This window comes from Pseudoalteromonas spongiae UST010723-006 (assembly GCF_000238255.3).
GTDB lineage: Bacteria > Pseudomonadota > Gammaproteobacteria > Enterobacterales > Alteromonadaceae > Pseudoalteromonas > Pseudoalteromonas spongiae.
This window is the reverse complement of the sequence record NZ_CP011039.1, coordinates 2,805,431-2,824,479: the sequence shown is the minus strand read 5'-3', so window position 1 is coordinate 2,824,479 and position 19,049 is coordinate 2,805,431. Positions and strand designations below refer to the sequence as shown.

12 protein-coding genes are annotated in these 19,049 nt (G+C 41.9%); 2 read left to right on the top strand and 10 right to left on the bottom strand.

Annotation, left to right across the window (positions count from 1 at the left end; genetic code table 11):
* Positions 1-9: 9 nt before the first annotated feature.
* On the top strand, positions 10-2,154 hold the full coding sequence (locus tag PSPO_RS12965; protein WP_010561615.1) for a TonB-dependent receptor: 2,145 nt from the start codon (positions 10-12) through the stop codon (positions 2,152-2,154).
* 141 nt (positions 2,155-2,295) lie between these two features.
* On the opposite strand, the gene PSPO_RS12960 is transcribed toward PSPO_RS12965, so the two are convergent.
* From PSPO_RS12960 to glnA, 5 genes are all read right to left on the bottom strand, one after another.
* Positions 2,296-6,564, bottom strand: a complete 4,269-nt coding sequence (locus PSPO_RS12960; RefSeq protein WP_010561616.1) for a PAS domain-containing protein — start codon at positions 6,562-6,564, stop codon at positions 2,296-2,298.
* A 142-nt stretch (positions 6,565-6,706) separates the two neighbouring features.
* On the bottom strand, positions 6,707-8,101 hold the full coding sequence (gene glnG / locus PSPO_RS12955; protein WP_010561617.1) for a nitrogen regulation protein NR(I): 1,395 nt from the start codon (positions 8,099-8,101) through the stop codon (positions 6,707-6,709).
* Positions 8,101-9,177: a nitrogen regulation protein NR(II) gene (gene glnL / locus PSPO_RS12950; RefSeq protein ID WP_010561618.1), complete on the bottom strand. Its 1,077-nt coding sequence runs from the start codon at positions 9,175-9,177 to the stop codon at positions 8,101-8,103. The genes glnG and glnL overlap by 1 nt, the downstream gene beginning before the upstream one ends.
* Before the next feature lie 100 nt (positions 9,178-9,277).
* On the bottom strand, positions 9,278-9,808 hold the full coding sequence (locus tag PSPO_RS12945) for a DUF4124 domain-containing protein (RefSeq protein WP_010561619.1): 531 nt from the start codon (positions 9,806-9,808) through the stop codon (positions 9,278-9,280).
* A gap of 225 nt (positions 9,809-10,033) precedes the next feature.
* Positions 10,034-11,440, bottom strand: a complete 1,407-nt coding sequence (gene glnA / locus PSPO_RS12940; protein WP_010561620.1) for a glutamate--ammonia ligase — start codon at positions 11,438-11,440, stop codon at positions 10,034-10,036.
* Between the two features lie 461 nt (positions 11,441-11,901).
* On the opposite strand from glnA, the gene typA reads away from it, so the two are divergent.
* Positions 11,902-13,728, top strand: coding sequence for a translational GTPase TypA (typA, locus tag PSPO_RS12935; protein WP_010561621.1), 1,827 nt, complete (start codon positions 11,902-11,904; stop codon positions 13,726-13,728).
* A gap of 244 nt (positions 13,729-13,972) precedes the next feature.
* On the opposite strand, the gene PSPO_RS12930 is transcribed toward typA, so the two are convergent.
* The 5 genes from PSPO_RS12930 to dapA form a co-directional block, all read right to left on the bottom strand.
* On the bottom strand, positions 13,973-14,977 hold the full coding sequence (locus PSPO_RS12930; RefSeq protein ID WP_010561622.1) for a phospholipase A: 1,005 nt from the start codon (positions 14,975-14,977) through the stop codon (positions 13,973-13,975).
* A gap of 108 nt (positions 14,978-15,085) precedes the next feature.
* Positions 15,086-16,198: a succinylglutamate desuccinylase/aspartoacylase family protein gene (locus PSPO_RS12925; RefSeq protein ID WP_010561623.1), complete on the bottom strand. Its 1,113-nt coding sequence runs from the start codon at positions 16,196-16,198 to the stop codon at positions 15,086-15,088.
* Positions 16,199-16,200: 2 nt separating this feature from the next.
* The gene (locus tag PSPO_RS12920) at positions 16,201-17,406 is read right to left on the bottom strand and encodes a PLP-dependent decarboxylase (protein ID WP_010561624.1); all 1,206 of its coding nucleotides are present in this window, start codon (positions 17,404-17,406) and stop codon (positions 16,201-16,203) included.
* A complete protein-coding gene (locus tag PSPO_RS12915; protein WP_010561625.1) occupies positions 17,406-18,146 on the bottom strand; it encodes a 2,3,4,5-tetrahydropyridine-2,6-dicarboxylate N-succinyltransferase in 741 nt (246 codons plus the stop codon). Before PSPO_RS12915 ends, PSPO_RS12920 begins: the two co-directional genes overlap by 1 nt.
* Positions 18,147-18,158: 12 nt before the next feature.
* Positions 18,159-19,040: a 4-hydroxy-tetrahydrodipicolinate synthase gene (gene dapA, locus PSPO_RS12910; protein ID WP_010561626.1), complete on the bottom strand. Its 882-nt coding sequence runs from the start codon at positions 19,038-19,040 to the stop codon at positions 18,159-18,161.
* Between the last annotated feature and the right edge of the window lie 9 nt (positions 19,041-19,049).

The following is a 19,049-nucleotide window of genomic DNA, read 5'->3' as shown; positions in this document are numbered from 1 at the left end:
AGAATTTCCATGTACATAAATAACCGCACTAAGAAGCAGTGCTTTACCCTAAATACCTTTACGACTTTATTGATTGGACTCGGCTGCTCACTGCAAGTTAATGCTAATCCAACTTCCCAAAAATTAGACGAAAAAATCGAAAAAATTATTGTTGTTGGTGCCACAACAAACTCTGAAATTACGCCTGCAGAAATAGAAAATTATCAAGCGAATGACCTGGAAGATATTTTCCGTCATACGCCTTCAGTAACAGTTGGTGGTTCGCTGGGAATTGCACAAAAAATATTTGTACGCGGTATGGAAGACTCTATGGTAAACATTACCGTAGATGGTGCGCCACAGACCAGTACGCTATTTCACCATATTGGCCGTGTTTCAATCGAGCCCGAATTATTACGCAGTGTTGAAGTGCAGGCTGGTGCGGGTGAAGCTACCGCTGGTAGCGGCGCGGTTGGCGGAGCTATTCGTTTTAAAACTAAATCGGCAAAAGATATGCTAGCCGACGACGAAAAATTTGGTTCACTTGTGAAGGCGAGTTACTTTACAAATGATGGCCATAAAGAGAGCATATCGCTATATGGTGAGGTGACAGAGTCGGTAAATGTATTAGCGTCTTATGTGAACGTTAGTCGCAACAATATGGATGATGGTGATGGAAAAGAAATCCCAGGTACCGCTGCCGATCAAACATTGGCTTTTGTTAAGTTAAATGCACAGTTAACAGATAACCAAGAGCTCACGGTTAGTTACGAAAAAAGAGAAGAAGAAGGGAAGTTTGGCAAGCAAACTAACTGGGCACCATTAGAAACTGATCCATTGTTCAAATCGTGGGGTGATCGTGAAACGGTCGTTGCAAATCATACTTGGTACCTAAATGCGCTGGTAAACCTTGAAACAACGCTGTACCAAACGGAATCGTCATTTAAACGAGAGCTTTATACATGGGATGCGTCAATTAAAACCACAGGTTTTGATATTCGCAATACAAGTGATCTAGGCGACCACTCAGTTACTTATGGCGTTGATTACAAGCAAGATAAGGTCGATTCACAATCATACGCTGATTTCGGTGGCATTTATGCCGAAGAAGGCACGGTAACGGGGCTGTATGCGCAAGACCATTGGCAACTCACTGACGACTTACTACTAAGCTTTGGTGTACGTTATGATGCTTATGAACTTGATCATCAAGGCGAACACGCAAACTGGGTTAAAGTAGACGGAGTGTGGGTTGTTGAGACCGACGCGAACGGTAACCCGATTACATCGAGATCGTCATTTTCAACAGAAAAGCAAGATGGTGTGAGCGCAAACCTTGGTTTTACCTATAACTTTACTGAAAGTCTAAAACTTACCGCTGGTTATGCTGAAGCGTTACGTGGACGCCAAGTCGCAGATGCATTTACCGTCGGTGAACTGACGCCCAACCCGGATTTAACAGCTGAAGAAGTCGACAACATAGAGATAGGATTAGGGTATAACGATACTACGTGGCTATTTGAAGTTTCATTATATAACAGCACGATTAACGATGTGGTATTTGATAAGTTTAAAGGTCGTGAGGGCGTTTTTTATGAAAACATAGGTGATTTAGAGACGAAAGGCGCAGAGGTTGTAGCAGGTTATCAAGCAGATAACTTCGATGTGATTGTAAGTTATAACCATAACGATGTTGAACTAAATAATGTTGATTTTGTGTGGCCAGATGCAACTGCTGAAAGTGGTTATCGCACGCGGACATTTGATGGCATTGAGTTAGCTGCTTATGAATATGGTGGGCTTGGTAATGCTGTTGGTGACTCCCTTAATGTGAATTTCAATTATTACTTGAATGAGCAGATAAAAATGGGCCTAAGCTTCCAGCATGTAGCAAGTTTAAATGATATTGAAGTGTTTCACCGTTCGATTGAGTTAGGCTGGATGACGGAACTAGAAACCGTTAATAAGCCTGGTTACAACCTTGTCGACGCTTATGTAAGCTATGAGCCGTTAGAGAATTTACGTTTAGACTTGGCAGTACAAAACTTATTAGATGAGTCGTATCGCAGTCATGGTAGTGTTGCGGATTATGGCCATATTCCGGGCTATGAAAGTGTGGTTGGTATTAAAGAGCCGGGTCGCGATATTCGCTTAAGCGCTTCGTATCGATTCTAGGCTAACTCATTTAGGTAACCTTAGGTTTGGATAAAAATAGTTGCACCCCGTTGGCCTGCATAATTTGTTATCCATATCTGAGGTTGCGTATTAACTTAGGTTATAGAATCAAAAATCCCGTTTTTTATGGCATTATTGAATTTATGTTGGTGAAGAAAACAGTAAGTGCAGAGTATCTTTAACATCGTCAATTGAAATAGGCTTTGAAATATACTCATTCATGCCTGCTGCTAAGCACTTTTCTTTATCACCTTCCATCGCATTGGCAGTCATCGCAATAATGGTTGTGTGCTGGTGTTGTTCACCACATTGGTTTTGTCGTATGGCATTTGTTGCTTGGTAACCATCCATTTCAGGCATTTGAATATCCATAAAAATTACGTCGTACGGTGTTGATTGTGCTTTTAGCTTATTCACTGCATCAAGGCCGTTTTCAGCGATATCACACGTTAGCTTGAGCTTAGACAAAATACCTTTTGCAACCATTTGGTTTACTTTATTATCCTCAACTAACAACGCATTAAGTTGTGGTAATTCCTTGCTGGTAGGCTTAACCTTGGTGTTATTTAGTTCATTAATATAGTGGCGTGTTAACAGTGGTTCAGCGTGTTTTAACGGTTCGCCGTTATCGACAATAATCTGTAAAGCCGCGCGCAGATCCGCACTGGTCGCAGGTTTTGGAAAATAGCCATCAAAACCAATCTCTGCAAAACGCTTAGCATCGCCTTTGTGCTGCATTGAGGTCATCATAATCAACTTAATAGCTGCTAGTTGGTTGTCTGCTTTTAGCTCTTTAGCCAGCATTTCACCGCTCATTTTTGGCATTTGCATATCAAGTATCGCTACATCAAATAACGTTTCGCTCGCTTTGAGTGCATTACATCGCGCTAAGGCTTCTTGCCCGTTTGAAAACGTAGTAACCTTGGCGCCCCAGTTTTTAAGCTGCTTTGCTAATATTTCACAGTTAGTTTCATTATCATCGACAACTAAAATATTTAATCCACTTATTGCTACATTAGGTTGAGAAAGCGAGCTTTGATTTGCCTTTTTAATGCGTAAATTACAAACAAATTCGCTGCCTTCGTTTGTTGCACTGGTCAAGCTAATATCGCCATCCATGTGATTACATAACCGCTTTACGATAGCTAAACCAAGCCCGGTGCCGCCATAATTACGTGTGGTTGAAGAATCTTCTTGGCTGAATAGCTCAAATACATGTTGATGTTTTTCTTTAGAAATACCAATGCCAGTATCTTTTACCGCTAAGGTGAGACGCCAATAGTGCTCACTGTCATCGCATAGAGCTGCACTCACAATGATTTCGCCTTGGTGCGTAAATTTAATGGCATTGCCGATTAAGTTACTTAGAATTTGGCGAATTCGTCCGGGATCGCCTATTACGAAATGCTCATTTAAATTAACCGTATCTAAAATAAGCTCAAGCTGTTTTTGCTCTGCGCGAGTAGCAAATAACTCAACAAGCTCAGAAAGTAACAGGTGTAAATCAAATTGAATTTGCTCCAGCTCCAGTTTATCAGCTTCTATTTTTGAAAAATCGAGAATATCGTTAATCAGATTTAAAAGAGAATTTGCACTATTTTTGGCGATGGTTAAGCGGTGTGTTTGCTCATCATTGAGTGGACTATCTTGCATTAACTCAAGCATACCAATAACGCCATTCATTGGCGTACGAATTTCATGGCTCATACTAGCTAAAAATTCATCTTTGGCTACCATGGCAGCTTCGGCGTTAACTTTGGCTTTAGTGAGTGCTAACTCATTTTTAACACGCTCGGTTATATCGTAGTTTACACCGATCATATTGGAAACTTGCCCGTTGCCATCGAGCTTATTAATTGCAGACGCTTTTATATAGCGTGTTTCACCTGCTGGTGTGATAATTCTAAATTCAGTATCAAATTTAGAATTGGTTTCTAATGCGTGTGTGAGTGCGGCAACAGCGTCGGCTTTGTCATCGGGATGTAACCCGTTTTCCCACGCTTCATATGCACCGATAAATTGATCATCATCTATGCCGTACAACTTAAACATCCACGTATCCCAAGTTAATGCTTGGGTTTGTACGTTGTAGTCCCAAATACCAATGCCTGCGGAATCAGCGGCAAGTGCCATGCGCTCGTTTTTATCTTGAATTTCGAGTTCAGCTTGTTTCGACTGATGAATATCGAGGTGTGTGCCGATCATCCGCTTTGGCGAACCATCGGCATGCCATTCAACTATTTTTCCGGTGTCGAGTACCCAAACCCATTCGCCGTTTTTATGTTTCATACGGGTTTCACAGCTATAGTGTTCGTCTTCTCCCTGCCAATGACGCTGTAATTGCTTTTCTGCTTTAGCTAAATCATCGGGGTGTAGCAAGCTCATCCAAGTATCAACTGAGGTGGGTGCTAATTCATCAAGCGTATAGCCAATCATGGTCGCCCAGCGATCATTAAAGGTGGTTTTTCCGCTATCAACGTCCCAATCCCAAATACCCACACTGGTAGATTGCAGCACAAACTGTAAGCGTTGGTTAGTATCGGTTAAATTATCTCGCGCTAAAACTCGGTCGGTAATATCTTGGAATGAACCAAATACACGTAGGCATTGGCCATTTAGCATTTCTGGTTGAGCGCGTGCCGCAACCCACTTCTCGTTGCCTTTAGCTGTGATTATTTGAAGCTCTTCTTGGAAAGGTGTGCCATGCTCAATTGCGTTTGCCATTAATTGTGCGATGCGGTCACGGTTTTCGCCAGGCTTGTAGTAGTCAATTGCTGTTTCAACTTGTGGTTCAAAGTTGTCACTGACATCGTGGATTTTTTTGGTCATATGTGACCAATATAACGAATTGTTCGTTACATTATATTCCCACGCGCCAATTAGTGCTTGCTCACTCATTTCTTCCATTAACTGACGCTGTGAAAGCAATTTGTTTTGTTGCGCTGCGCGCGTTAACTCAAAGCCAATCCAGTGGGCAAATAACCGGATCAACTCGAGATCGCTATTAGTAAACGGGTGCGATGATGCATCAGGGCTTGAAAAGTTTAGTGTGCCAAAGCGCTTGCCATCGACAAAAATAGGGCAGCCAATATAACTTTCTAGGCCAAAGTTTAAATAACAAGGATGCGTTGCAATTTCACTTTCTGCCACATGATGAAACGCAATTGCTTGGTCAGCATTAAAGGTGTGAAAGCAGTATGTATTCTCAAAATCAAATTGATCATTTGGTGAAATTTCATTATTTGGGCTTTTGGCGTATAGCACTTTATAGTTGTTTGAAATTTCACTTACTATGCCAAGCGGTAGCTGAAAAATATCACAGCCGAGTGTTAGCATGGCGTTCATTTTATCATCGATGCTTGCATTTATATCACTGGTTATCTCATGTAGACGTTTAAACGCTAACTCGGCATGCTTTTGCTCAGTAATATCGTTTTGAATAATGATTGACGTGTCTTTTTGCTCATCATTACTGCGCAGCGGCACTATGGTGGTGCTAAACCAATAAAAGCGCCCATCTTTAGCTTTATTGCATAGCTCGCCATGCCATACCGTATGTTTTGTGATGGCATCGGTTATTTCTTGATAAAGGGTGTCGTCATGGTAATAACTTCTGAGCGTACGCGTTGAATGGCCAATAATCTCATTTTGCTCATAACCATAAAAATGCGTGAACATTTTATTGCAGTACAAAATGTTTGTTTGGTTATCAACTCGCAAAACTGCGGAATGTTTATTGATTGCGAATTCAAAATCAGATGCCCGATTACGTTGCGTTAGCAGTTTAGAGTAGGTATCTGCAAGCCAAGATTGCGTTGGTTTTAGTAGCGCAAATGCAAGCCCAAGCAGGCATAACAGTGAGCCAATCCAAGTAATATAAATCAGCTCATTCTGCGTTTGTTTGTCAAGTATTACAGCATTTTCAAATACACTAACAACTCGGTCTAATTGAGTGAGTATTTGGTCGGTTTTATCTGTTGTAAATAAACTACTTTGTGAGGTCGAAAGCGTTTTCCCTTGTGAAAGAGATAATGCAGCGTTTGCGTAGGTTTCAAGGGTTGCTTGCAGCTGGTTATCAGCAAAGTAAATTTGTTTAATTTTTTGCTGAGTACTTTCGTCAAACAGCACAAGTTGTTTGAGTAGCTGTGTTTGATTACTTAGTAGCTTTTCTGCGGCCTTCGTAAGCTGCTGTTGATGGTATTGCGTTGGCTCACGTTGAGCAAATAAGGCAATACGCTGCGATAACATTCGTTGCTCGCCGGCACTATTAACAATACTGGCATAGCTTTCTTGTTGCTGTTGTTGCAGGGTAATAATTAAAAACGCACATGAAATGAGCACCGCAATTGCAAAAAGCGCTGTTTTATAACGCTTGGAAAAGTTAGTAAGTAAAGACTCCGTGCTAAGCATTCAACTTCCTGAGGCGGTGCTGTTTTATTAGAACTTTAAATATTGCACTAAATGGCGCGTCTTGCCAGCGCAAAATGATTAAAAACAGGTGGTTACTTCAGATTAAAGTGCCTTTACTATTTTTTAGCTAAACCTAAAGTAGTCAATCGATATTGAGCTCTTTAAGTTTGCGGGTTAGAGTATTACGCCCCCAACCGATTAAGTGCGCGGCATCTTGTTTGTGGCCGTTGCTGTGTTTAAGCGCACTTTTAATAATTTGGCTTTCAATTTTGTTTTGTATATCGGGCCAGATATTGTGTTTACCTTGTTTTAGCTCGTTTTCAAACCACAGTTGAAATTGCTGTTGCCAGTTTGAATCATGACTATCGCCACTATGGCTTGCTTTTTCGGTAATTTCGCTTGGTAAATCTTCAACGCTAATAAGCTGACCAGGGGTCATCACCGTGAGCCAACGGCAGGTATTTTCGAGCTGGCGCACATTCCCCGGCCATGTAAATTCCATCATTTTATTGGCAGCTTCTTTAGACAGGATTTTGCTGTCGACTTTAAGTTCTTTCGCACTGCGACTCAAAAAGTAATTGGCTAACTTTTCAATATCGACACTGCGTTCGCGCAGTGGTGGCAGTTTTAAGCGGACTACATTTAAGCGGTGAAATAAATCTTCTCTAAATTTTCCTTCGCGAGCCAATTTTTCAAGGTTCTGGTGGGTTGCGGCAATGATGCGTACATCTACTTTAATGCTTTGATGGCCACCGACACGATAAAATTCACCGTCGGCCAGTACGCGTAGTAACCGAGTTTGCACATCCAGCGGCATATCACCTATTTCATCTAAAAACAGTGTACCGCCATTAGCTTGTTCAAAGCGGCCTTTACGCACGCTATCGGCACCGGTAAATGCCCCTTTTTCATGGCCAAACAGTTCTGATTCAACTAAATCTTTTGGAATAGCTGCCATATTGAGCGCAATAAAGGTTTTTTCGCGGCGCGGACTGTGATTATGCAGCGCGCCTGCAACCAGCTCTTTACCCGTACCGGATTCACCGTTGATAAGTACGCTCATACTTGAAGCGCTGAGTTTACCTATGGCTCTGAATACTTCCTGCATGGCGGGCGCTTCGCCAATAATGTCAGGTGCTTTTTTCTCGACTTTTTTCGGCTTTACTTTAACGCGTGTGTTGGCGCGACATGCGCTTTCAACAAGTGAAACAGCTTCATTTAAATCAAATGGCTTTGCTAAATATTCAAATGCCCCTTTTTGGAAAGCCTGTACCGCTGAATCGAGATCGGAGTGGGCGGTCATAATAATCACTGGCAAGCCTGGATTTTGCTCTACAATATTTTCAAGCAATGACATGCCATCTTGACCTGGCATGCGCACATCTGAAATCAGTACGGTTGGTTGATCGTATTCAAGCGCAGAGGCGGCAGCTTCTGCACTGGCGAATGATTCGGTATTAAAACCTGCACGCTTAAGTGCTTTTTCTAGTACAAAGCGAATCGAAGCGTCATCGTCAACTAACCAAACGGTTTTCATTATGGCTTCTCCATAGACAGGGGTAGATAAATATTAAATTCGGTGTGACCTGGCCAACTATCACATTCAATATAGCCTTGATGTTGGTCAATAAGCGTTTGTGCAATGGCTAGCCCTAAACCTGAGCCGCCGTCTTTGTTGGTGACCATAGGAAAAAATAGGGTTTCTTTTAGCGCTTCATCAATACCTGGGCCGTTGTCGATAACTTGAATGATGAGTGCATTTTTAAATGCTTTGTTATGTAAGCGTACATGGTGCTTAACTCGAGTTTTTAACGTTATTGTGCCAAGCTCAGCCAGTTTATTGAGTGCATGTTGCGCATTTTTAACAATGTTGAGCAACACTTGCTGAATTTTACCGTTATCGATAAATACATCGGGAATACTCGGATCGTAATCTTTTATTAGCTTAATTTTGTGTTGGTTATCGAGCAAACTGAGCTTAATTACTGACTCTAATGTTTGATGTATATTGATCCACTCTTTGTTTGGAAGCTGGTTTGGCCCAAGTAGTCGGTCAACAAGCTCAGTGAGACGATCGGCTTGTTCTATAATTAAATTGGCGCATTGTTCGCGTTCTTGCTGATCACTCTCATATTGTAGTAATTGCGCTGCACCGCGAATTCCGCCTAGCGGGTTTTTGATTTCATGGGCGAGGCCACGGATTAAATTACGCGCTGCACTTTGTTGGTGCATTTGATGTGAAGCCTGATCATGCTTGAGCTCTTGGTTAAGTGAACGGCATTCAAGCAGCATTAAAAGCTGGTTATCTAATTCGACGCGACGCGCTGAAAGGCTAATGGTTGCGTGCCGACCATCGTTAAATACCACATTGGCGCGATGTTGAACGCAGTCGTTACCACTGAGAAAGGTATTTTCTAAGATTTTATGTAAATCAATCGAGTGGTAGTGAAATAGTTGTTTAAAATTGGTTGTAACAATGCGTTTGGTACTGATGCCAAATAATTCGCTTGCGCTGGTATTTGCGTAGTGAAGTTTAAAGTCACCATCGACTAACAATACACAGCTTGTGAGATTTTCTAGTAGTTTAATGTAGCTGGATAAGTCTTTAAGCATCATTGCACCATTTTAGTGCGCTATTTTAATTAAAATCAATGTAAATTGATGTTTAATTAGAAAAAGCAAGAAGCGTTCCGCAATGAGCGTATTTAGAGAGTTATTTTGCGATACTGCTTGCGCGGTGCATAAAGAAGGCGATTTGCTCGCTGGTAGCAACAGTATTGCCTTTTTCATCAAATAGTTGCGCTTGAATTGTATGTGCGCCGCGATCTACATTACGCATTACAAAAACCGATTTGGATTGCGGTGAGGTGTTGCGCTTGCCATTAAATAATAGCTGTACTTTATATTTGGGATTAAAGCTTGGTGTTATGCGAATAGAAACATGGAGAGAACCAGTGTTATCACGAATCGTTTCTTCATGACTTGGCGATACAATCTCAACACCGTATTCTATTTTTTTATTGGGGTCATCCGGTTTATCAAAGATGGATGTATCCGCTTTTTTCATGCTGGTTGCTTTATCGTCAGCTAAAGAGATCACTTTTGCACCCGGACGTTTCGTATCTGAGAATACTAAAACACCGTTTTCATCGCGCCACATATAAATTTCTTTCGCAGTGGCGTTTGTTACTGGAAGTAACATGATAAAAATTAAAAGTGATAGCAGCGCGCTTTTAAAAGCCACATCAGCTCCTTGCTTAGATATGTTATTTTTTATTTTAGTACTGAACGAAAAAATTCGCCTGTTTTACAGACAAACTAGTTATAAAACACCTAGCGAAACAATATGATAAGGTTCAGATGGTACAAATGTATAATATATATATTTATTTTTCCACAAAAAAAGCCCGCAGAACGGGCTTAGGAACACACATTGAAACAATAAATTGATTCTGGAGGCGTGAAATTATTACACGCTGTAGTACATTTCAAACTCAACTGGGTGAGTTGTCATGTTTAATTTTTCTACTTCTTTCGACTTAAGTGCGATGTAAGCATCGATTAAGTCGTCAGTGAATACACCACCTTGAGTTAAGAACTCACGGTCAGCATCAAGTGCTGCAAGTGCTTCGTCTAATGAAGCTGCAACAGTTGGGATTTCAGCTGCTTCCTCAGCTGGCAGATCGTATAGATCTTTATCCATTGCTTCACCTGGGTGGATCTTATTTTTAATACCGTCAAGGCCAGCCATTAACATTGCTGAGAATGCTAAGTATGGGTTAGCTGTCGGATCTGGGAAGCGAACTTCGATACGACGTGCTTTTGCTGATGGTACTACTGGAATACGAATTGATGCAGAACGGTTACGTGCAGAGTATGCAAGCATTACCGGAGCTTCAAAACCAGGTACTAGACGCTTGTATGAGTTAGTTGACGCGTTCGCAAATGCATTGATTGCGCGAGCGTGCTTGATAATACCACCGATGTAGTAAAGTGCTTCTTCAGAAAGACCGCCGTACTTGTCACCAGCGAAGATGTTTTGACCATCTTTAGCAAGTGATTGGTGACAGTGCATACCTGAACCGTTATCACCAACAATTGGCTTAGGCATAAATGTAGCCGTTTTACCGTAAAGGTGAGCCATGTTGTGAATAACGTATTTCATTTCTTGAATTTCGTCCGCTTTGATTACCATTGTATTAAAGCGAGTTGCAATTTCGTTTTGACCAGCTGTTGCTACTTCATGGTGGTGAGCTTCAACAACTTGACCTAATTCTTCTAGCACTAGACAAGTAGCTGAACGCCAATCTTGTGATGAATCTACTGGTGCTACTGGGAAGTAACCACCTTTAACACCTGGACGGTGACCTGAGTTGCCGCCTTCGTAGTCTTTGTCTGAGTTCCATGACGCTTCTTCAGCATCGATTTTGTACATAGAACCAGACATGTCAGTTTTGTACTTAACATCGTCAAATAGGAAAAACTCTGGCTCAGGACCGAAAAGTACAGTATCTGCGATACCAGTTGAACGCATGTATTCTTCTGCGCGTTTAGCAACAGAACGAGGGTCGCGCTCATAACCTTGTAGTGTTGAAGGTTCTACTACGTCACAACGTACGATTAGTGTTGCTTCTTCAGCAAAAGGGTCTAGTTTAGCTGAATCTGCATCAGGCATTAATACCATGTCTGATTCGTTAATGCCTTTCCAACCAGCAATTGAAGAACCATCGAACATTTTACCATCTTCAAAGAAATCTTCGTCAGCTTGGTGATGAGGAATAGAAACGTGCTGCTCTTTACCTTTTGTATCTGTGAAACGTAGGTCAACAAACTTAACGTCGTTTTCCTTGATAAATTGTAAAACCGTGTGTGACATATAGTCCTCCAACCGTGTGTTGTTTTTAATTGTGAAATCGCTGTCTATAAAGCGGCTTTTGTGCCAGTTTTGTAACTCAATGAATATTAATGCTTTTTAGTAAACTCGATTTACTTTGCACCATTTTGATGCACCAAAAAGATCCCTGCTTGCACTGATGTGGTGCGCGATAAAGTCTAGAAAACACGGCTAAAATCGCAAGGTCAAAATCGTTTTTTTTAAATAAACCAGTAATGTGACAAAAATATCGCAAAAATCAGCTATTTTTATTCTGTCTAAACTTTCATCTGTCACAGTAATAGGGGATAATATGCCACTTTTTTGCAGGCGCAGACCCTTTTGAGGTCATCATTAAGATGACATAAAAGGTGTTTAGCTTAGATTTTTAGCGGGCTTTGATGGGTATTGTGCCTATTAGATAATCCGTAGCTTCTATCCAGAGCACTAACTTGAGTAAAAATATGAGTATCGAAAAATTACGTAATATTGCGATTATCGCGCACGTTGACCACGGTAAAACAACACTAGTTGATAAGCTACTTGAGCAATCAGGTACATTAGAAACACGTGGCGGTAATGAAGAACGTGTAATGGATTCAAATGATATCGAGAAAGAGCGCGGTATTACAATCCTAGCTAAAAATACAGCAATCGAGTGGAATGACTACCACATTAATATCGTGGACACTCCGGGACACGCTGACTTCGGTGGTGAAGTAGAACGTGTTCTTTCAATGGTTGATTCAGTATTACTACTTGTTGATGCACAAGAAGGTCCAATGCCACAAACGCGTTTCGTAACGCAAAAAGCATTCGCATTAGGTCTTAAGCCTATCGTTGTTATCAACAAAATTGACAAGCCAGGCGCACGCCCTGATTGGGTTATGGACCAAGTATTCGACCTTTTCGATAACTTAGGTGCAACTGATGACCAGTTAGACTTCCAAGTTATTTACGCGTCAGCAATCAATGGTTGGGCAACATTAGATCTAGACTCACCGTCAGACAACATGCAACCTATGTTTGAAGCAATTGTTGATCAAGTAGAAAAGCCAGATGCCGATCCTGAAGGCGCATTCCAAATGCAAATTTCACAGCTTGACTACAACTCATACATCGGTGTTATCGGTGTAGGTCGTATTAAGCGTGGTACGGTTAAAGTTAACCAGCAAGTAACAATTGTTGGTGCTGATGGTTCTAAGCGTAACGGTAAAGTAGGCCAGGTACTTACTTATTTAGGTCTTGATCGTCACGAAGCTGAACAAGCGCAAGCTGGCGACATCATTGCAATTACAGGTTTGGGTGAGCTTAAAATCTCAGACACAGTATGTGATGTAAACCAAGTTGAAGCACTTCCTGCACTTTCTGTTGATGAACCAACAGTAACCATGACGTTCTCTGTAAATACTTCACCTTTCTCAGGTCAAGAAGGTAAATTCGTTACTTCACGTAACATTCTTGAGCGTTTACAGGCTGAACTAGTTCACAACGTTGCACTACGTGTTGAAGAAACAGATAACCCAGATAGCTTCCGCGTATCAGGTCGTGGTGAACTTCACCTAGGTATCTTAATCGAGAACATGCGTCGTGAAGGTTACGAGCTTGCAGTATCTCGTCCAGAAGTAATCCTTCGCGAAGTAGATGGTCAATTAGAAGAACCATATGAAACAGTAACAGTTGACGTTGAAGAAGAGCACCAAGGTTCTATCATGGAACAACTTGGTCTGCGTAAAGCTGAAATGACTGATATGGCACCAGATGGTAAAGGCCGTATCCGTATGGACTTTATGATGCCTTCACGTGGTCTAATCGGTTTCCAAACTGACTTTATGACACTAACGTCTGGTTCAGGTTTAATGTACCACACGTTCGATCACTACGGTCCTCACAAAGGCGGTAACATTGGTCAGCGTAAGAACGGTGTACTTATTGCTAACGCAACAGGTAAAGCGCTTACTAACGCACTATTCAACCTACAAGACCGCGGTAAACTATTTATCGGTCACGGTGTGGAAGTATACGAAGGTATGATCATTGGTATTCACGCACGAGATAACGACCTTACAGTTAACGCACTTAAAGGTAAGCAACTTACTAACGTTCGTGCATCAGGTACTGATGAAGCACAAAACCTTGTGCCACCAATCATTATGTCTCTTGAGCAAGCGCTTGAGTTTATCGATGATGATGAGCTAGTAGAAGTAACGCCTGAAAGCATTCGTATTCGTAAGAAACTTCTTACTGAAAGCGAGCGTAAGCGTGCTAGCCGCGAAGCGAAAAAATCGTAATAGCGATTTCGTTTTGTAATAAAAAAAACCAGCCTAGGCTGGTTTTTTTTTATGTTTGAAATTTAACGAAATGCTCTGATACCAATTCGCTTAAGTAGCTAATCATCCTAGCGGGCTAAATATCATGCTAACTGCGTTAGAATTTATCAATGTAGAACAACTACATAAGAAAAATTCCGCCTTGTTACCATTTCATTTATCCAGCGCTATCCCTGATCACATAGTTAACAGAATTGGTATGAAATTATAAAAAGTCAGTTAATAAAATACCTACACCAAAGCGTTCAATGTGTTGGTTGTAATCAATTAAACTTTCGCCATAACCATTGTAATATTGCGCGTAACCTCGTAAACGACCCCACGCAGGGAATGACCAATCAAGCTGCACTGCACCTTTGTTATCTGACTTTAAGTTGTTGCGTAACATTACGGTAAATTCATGTTCTTCATAGCGATAAATCGTTGCAAACTCAAAGTGTCCCATGTAGTCATCAATATCTGGGTTATCATCACCAGTTGGGTCATCTTCGTTGCGTCTTTCTTCTTCAGGGATGCGGTACCAAGGCCTAAAGCTAAACACAAAGCCATCTTGCTCCCAAAACAGGTTCGCATAAATTCGATTCCATGAACGTGAAAGTGGAATATTTCGGCCATTTGATTGGTGTTCAAAACCAAGCACTATGCCCATTTCGTCACCCCATAAACGATTTTCATCGTCCAGTAAATTCATCCAAAATACTTCGGGTTGATAGTTGGTTTCTCGAAATGGCGATGAAATATCATTATTGTAGAGTTGCCAATACGACTGCATGGTAAAACCAAAATAAAATGCTTGGTCGATATCAGACTTAACTTGGTATAGCGGCACTTTTAACGACAGCTGAAACTTAGCTTCTAACTCATCTAAAGGCGCACCTTTTAAGTTAGGATCGCTTTCTGCAGGCGTGTTCTTTGGGCGATCCATGTAAGTCACAGGTAGAATATAGTTGCGATTATGTGGCGTAATTACATTGGGATTGTTGGTGGTAACTTTTTCTCGGATAACGCGTTTATCAATTGCCGACATGTCATCCATATCTGTTATTTTCAAACACTTTTTCTTAACTTCAGCAAGTGTTTGCGAATCATCGCCTGCAGCAAGTTCGTTAAGAATACATTGCTTGGCGAGTTCTTTTTCAGAAGGGTCGTCGTTTGCAAATGCAAGCGAGCTGGCCAGTGAGAGTATTAAGCTAGAAGCTAAAAGGCGCATTAATTATATCCCTAAAATGAGTGAGCTTTTATTATAACCATTTTAGAAACATAAAAAAGGCGGCATATTTGCCGCCTTGTGCCCCAAAGGGGACTTCTCACGCAACTGTTACAATTCAAAGTAGTTTGTAAAAAATTTATAAAGCTCAGTGCCTTGATTTACGCTGGCTGACGCAAAGTGCAAAATTGCTATGCCATCTTGCTCTAGGGTAATTTCATTTAGTGGCTGTTCAGATAAATAGCGTTCCATACGTAAAATTTTGGCAATGGTATCGCCTGCTTTTACGTGGCTACCGAGCGCTGCTGTGTATTCAACCATGCCACCCATGGGCGCGTAATACGCAAGATAATCATCTAAATAACAGGCGTAGCGGGTAATGGCTTGTGGCTGGTAATGAGAATCTTGTAATGCTTCTTTATACGTTAAATAGCTTAGTATGCTGTTTGCATCGTTAGCGGCTTCTGTCAGGTCAATCTTTTCTTGTGAACCTAGCTCAACGGTAAAGGCTTCCACTAAAACGGGAATGTCGCGACCTGTTTTTTTATAGGCTTGGCTTAGTTGCCACCATGGACAAAAATTCGCTTCGTCCATTGCGCCATCAAATTCATTTGGAATAAGTAACACATGCTCAATATCAAAATAACGGGCACTGTCTTTAGCATATTCTGGGCAATATAAATGCTTCGCTGAGATTGGCCCTGTGTGTAGGTCGAGCACAATGTCTGCCTGATGCGCTAATTTTTGTAAGTTTAAAGCAATTCGCTTACCCGTATTGAGTGCGTAACTTGGCCCTTCTAAAATTTCGGCAGTTGCATTTATTAGGCGCGATTTAAACGCACTTTTAATTGTTGCGATATCAGCATCCTGATATTCCACAACAAAGCCATCGACCAAAGCCGAGTGGTTTTGATACATACGGTTCCAGTTGGTACCCGTAATTGGATCAAATCGTCCTAGGGTAAACTCTCCTGACTTTTGGTTGCAACCAATTGGGTTTGCATAAGGCACTAAGGTAATGTTTGATGCCAACGTCTCGCGCTTCAGTTTTTCAAGTAACTGATATATCACCGCGTTGCCTTGTACTTCTGCACCATGCATATTGGCTTGAATATACACATTTGGCCCTGTGCCGTTTCCTTTGAGGCGATAAACCGGAATAGTCAGCGGTAAGCCGTTGGCAATTTCACCAACTTGAATGTTTTCTTGGGTGATTAGGTTCATAGTTACCTCAAGTAATAATCAGCGCTTTCGCTTTGTCTGACACATGTTACGACGCCATTTTTTACGACAAATTCTGCGGGTAATTCATGGCATAAAAAGTACGGCATACTTTCAGTAAAGCCATACGCGCCACATTGGGAAAAAATAAGCCAGTCAGTGTCGTTAATATCGTTGGCTAATTCAAACTCGCCTAAGCTATCTAGTGCTGTACAAAGCGGTCCGTGCACTAAATAGGGTTTAGTTTTGCTGTCTGTTTCACGCAATAACTCCGCAGGGAATGCCTGATTGGTAACCGCAGGGCGTAAAATGTGGTTAATGCCGCCAGCAACAATAAGTTGATTAGCACCGTAGTTTTGCTTTTGTTCAACGACAGGATTGGCATAAAAACCCACTTCGCCAACCGCATAACGGCCGAGTTCCATCCAAAGCTCTTCGCAACCTACCGAGTGCTTTATTGTTGCCAATGCATCTACTAATTCCTGCCAGACAAGCTCTGTGCTTGATGTGCAATAAGGAATGCCTAGGCCGCCGCCTAAATCTAAAATACGTAGATCAAATCCGAGTTGCTTACTTAAACTTTGTAATGGTGCAATCATGGCACGCCAAAGCTCAGCTAGCTTCTCTGTGCTGAGCATATTGCCCCACTGAAAAATATGTAAACCAGCAAAGTCGAGCGCTGGGTAATCGGCAATATTCAACGTGGACCATTCGTCACAGCCAAGGCCAAACGGTGTTAAGCTATCGCCACCAAGAGGATTCTTTTCACTGTCTGGCCAGCGCAATTGCACTCGCAATAAAATGCGCAGGGTTAGGTTATGTTCACTAGCAGCTTGGTTTAACCAAGCCACTTGGTTGTGACTTTCAGCGACAAAGGTGCGAACACCTTTATCGAGAAAGTGCCGGATCTGCTTTTTCGATTTTGCAGGTCCAGTGTTGAGCACACGTTTTGCGTCTATGCCTTGGGCTAAAACTTGGTTTAGTTCACCGCTGCTTGCTACATCAAAGTCAAAGCCACATTTATCTAACGTTTGGATAATCGCTGAAAGCGGGTTTGCTTTTACTGCGTACCACAGTTTCACCACATTTTGTGATGTAAGCTGCGTTAGATGCGCTTCTAGCTTATCTAAATCGTATAGATAAAATGGCAGATCTGTTTGTTGGCAAAGCTCTGCAAGTAATTGACGTTGTGGTGTGCTCAAAAAGCTCATTAACGTAAAGCCTCTTCCAGTTCTAATGATGCATCGCTTTGTTCATCACGATATTTAACGATAAGCGCACATGACATGCTTAAGCCTTGCTCGCGGCCCCATTCACTTGATGAAGGGCGTGAACCTGGAATAACAATCGCATTTTCTGGAATTGGTTCGCCTTTTTCTAAAACGCGCTCATTTACACAGTCATAAACAGGAATAGTCGCAGAAAGACGCACGCCAGGTGCTAGTACCGCACCTTTTTTAACTACAACGCCTTCAACGATGACACAACCTGCGCCGATAAATGCATCATCTTCAATTACTACAGGGCTTGCGCCAACAGGCTCTAATACACCGCCAATTTGCACTGCAGCACTTAAATGTACGTTTTTACCAATTTGAGCGCATGAGCCTACTAATGCATGGCTATCAACCATAGTGCCGGTGTCGATGTAAGCACCAATATTCACATAGGCTGGTGGCATAATCACTGTGCCGCTTGCAACATAGGCACCTGGGCGAACACTCGTACCACCTGGCACCATGCGTACACCTTCTTGTGCAGAAAAACCGCGTACAGCAAGGTTATCTTTATCTACAAAACCACCTGGAAATTCAGTGTTAGTACCATTTTTGAAAACATCTAAAATGCCTTTTTTAACTTCAACGTTCGCGTGCCAGTTACCATTTTCATCTTGGTTTGCTGCGCGTAAGGTGCCGTTTTCTAGGTTTTTTAATAGTTCTTGCCAGTTCATAGTACTTCTCTCTTAATTCCAAGATAAAATTGTTTGATTAGCAGCGAGAATTGCTGCAGGTGATTCCAGCTCATGATGGGTAAGCGGTGGACGTAAATTTGGGGTGTTGAGCTTGCCTTGTTGGTGCATTAACACTTTTACCGGCACAGGGTTAGCTACTTCAAATAAGCTATTTACCGCGTCGCTCCAAGTAGTAAACAGGTTTGGTGTGCCTAAAAGCGATCTGCGAACAAACTCTGCGGTTTGTTTAGGCCATGCGTTAGCAGCAACCGATACTAAACCTTTTGCGCCAGCTTGGGCAAAATATGGCATTAAGGCATCATCGCCACTGTAAATAGCTACATTAGGATTGCTGCTTCTAAATACTTCAAATTTACTAATGTCACCACTGGCCTCTTTTAAAGCCCATAAGTTAGTGTGATGACTTAATGCGGATAACAGTTCAGGAGCAAGTGCCACGGCGCTTCGTCCTGGCACGTTATACAACATGCAGGGAAGCTCTGTGGCACTAAGTAATGCATCAAACCACTGAATTTGGCCTTTAATGCCGGGTTTAGCGTAAAGTGGTGAGCCTAGTAATAGTGCGTCAATCGGTTGTTGGTTACAGAACTCTAACCATTCAAGTTGTTGCGGTAAGTTAACCCCGCCTACAGCAACCATCAAGGGTACAGTCGGCGATAAGTCACAGACAAAACGCACGATTTGCTGCTGCTCTGTGATGGTTAATGCTAAACCTTCACCTGTGCTGCCGAGTAATAAAATGCCATTGTTGGCATCTTGTTGATCTGCTACCAATTGCGCAAGATTGTCATAGTCAACTTCACCTGTCTCAGTGAAGGGGGTGACTAATGCAGTCCACAGCGGGTACTGCGTCAAATTAAATTGTGATTTCATCTCTAGCGA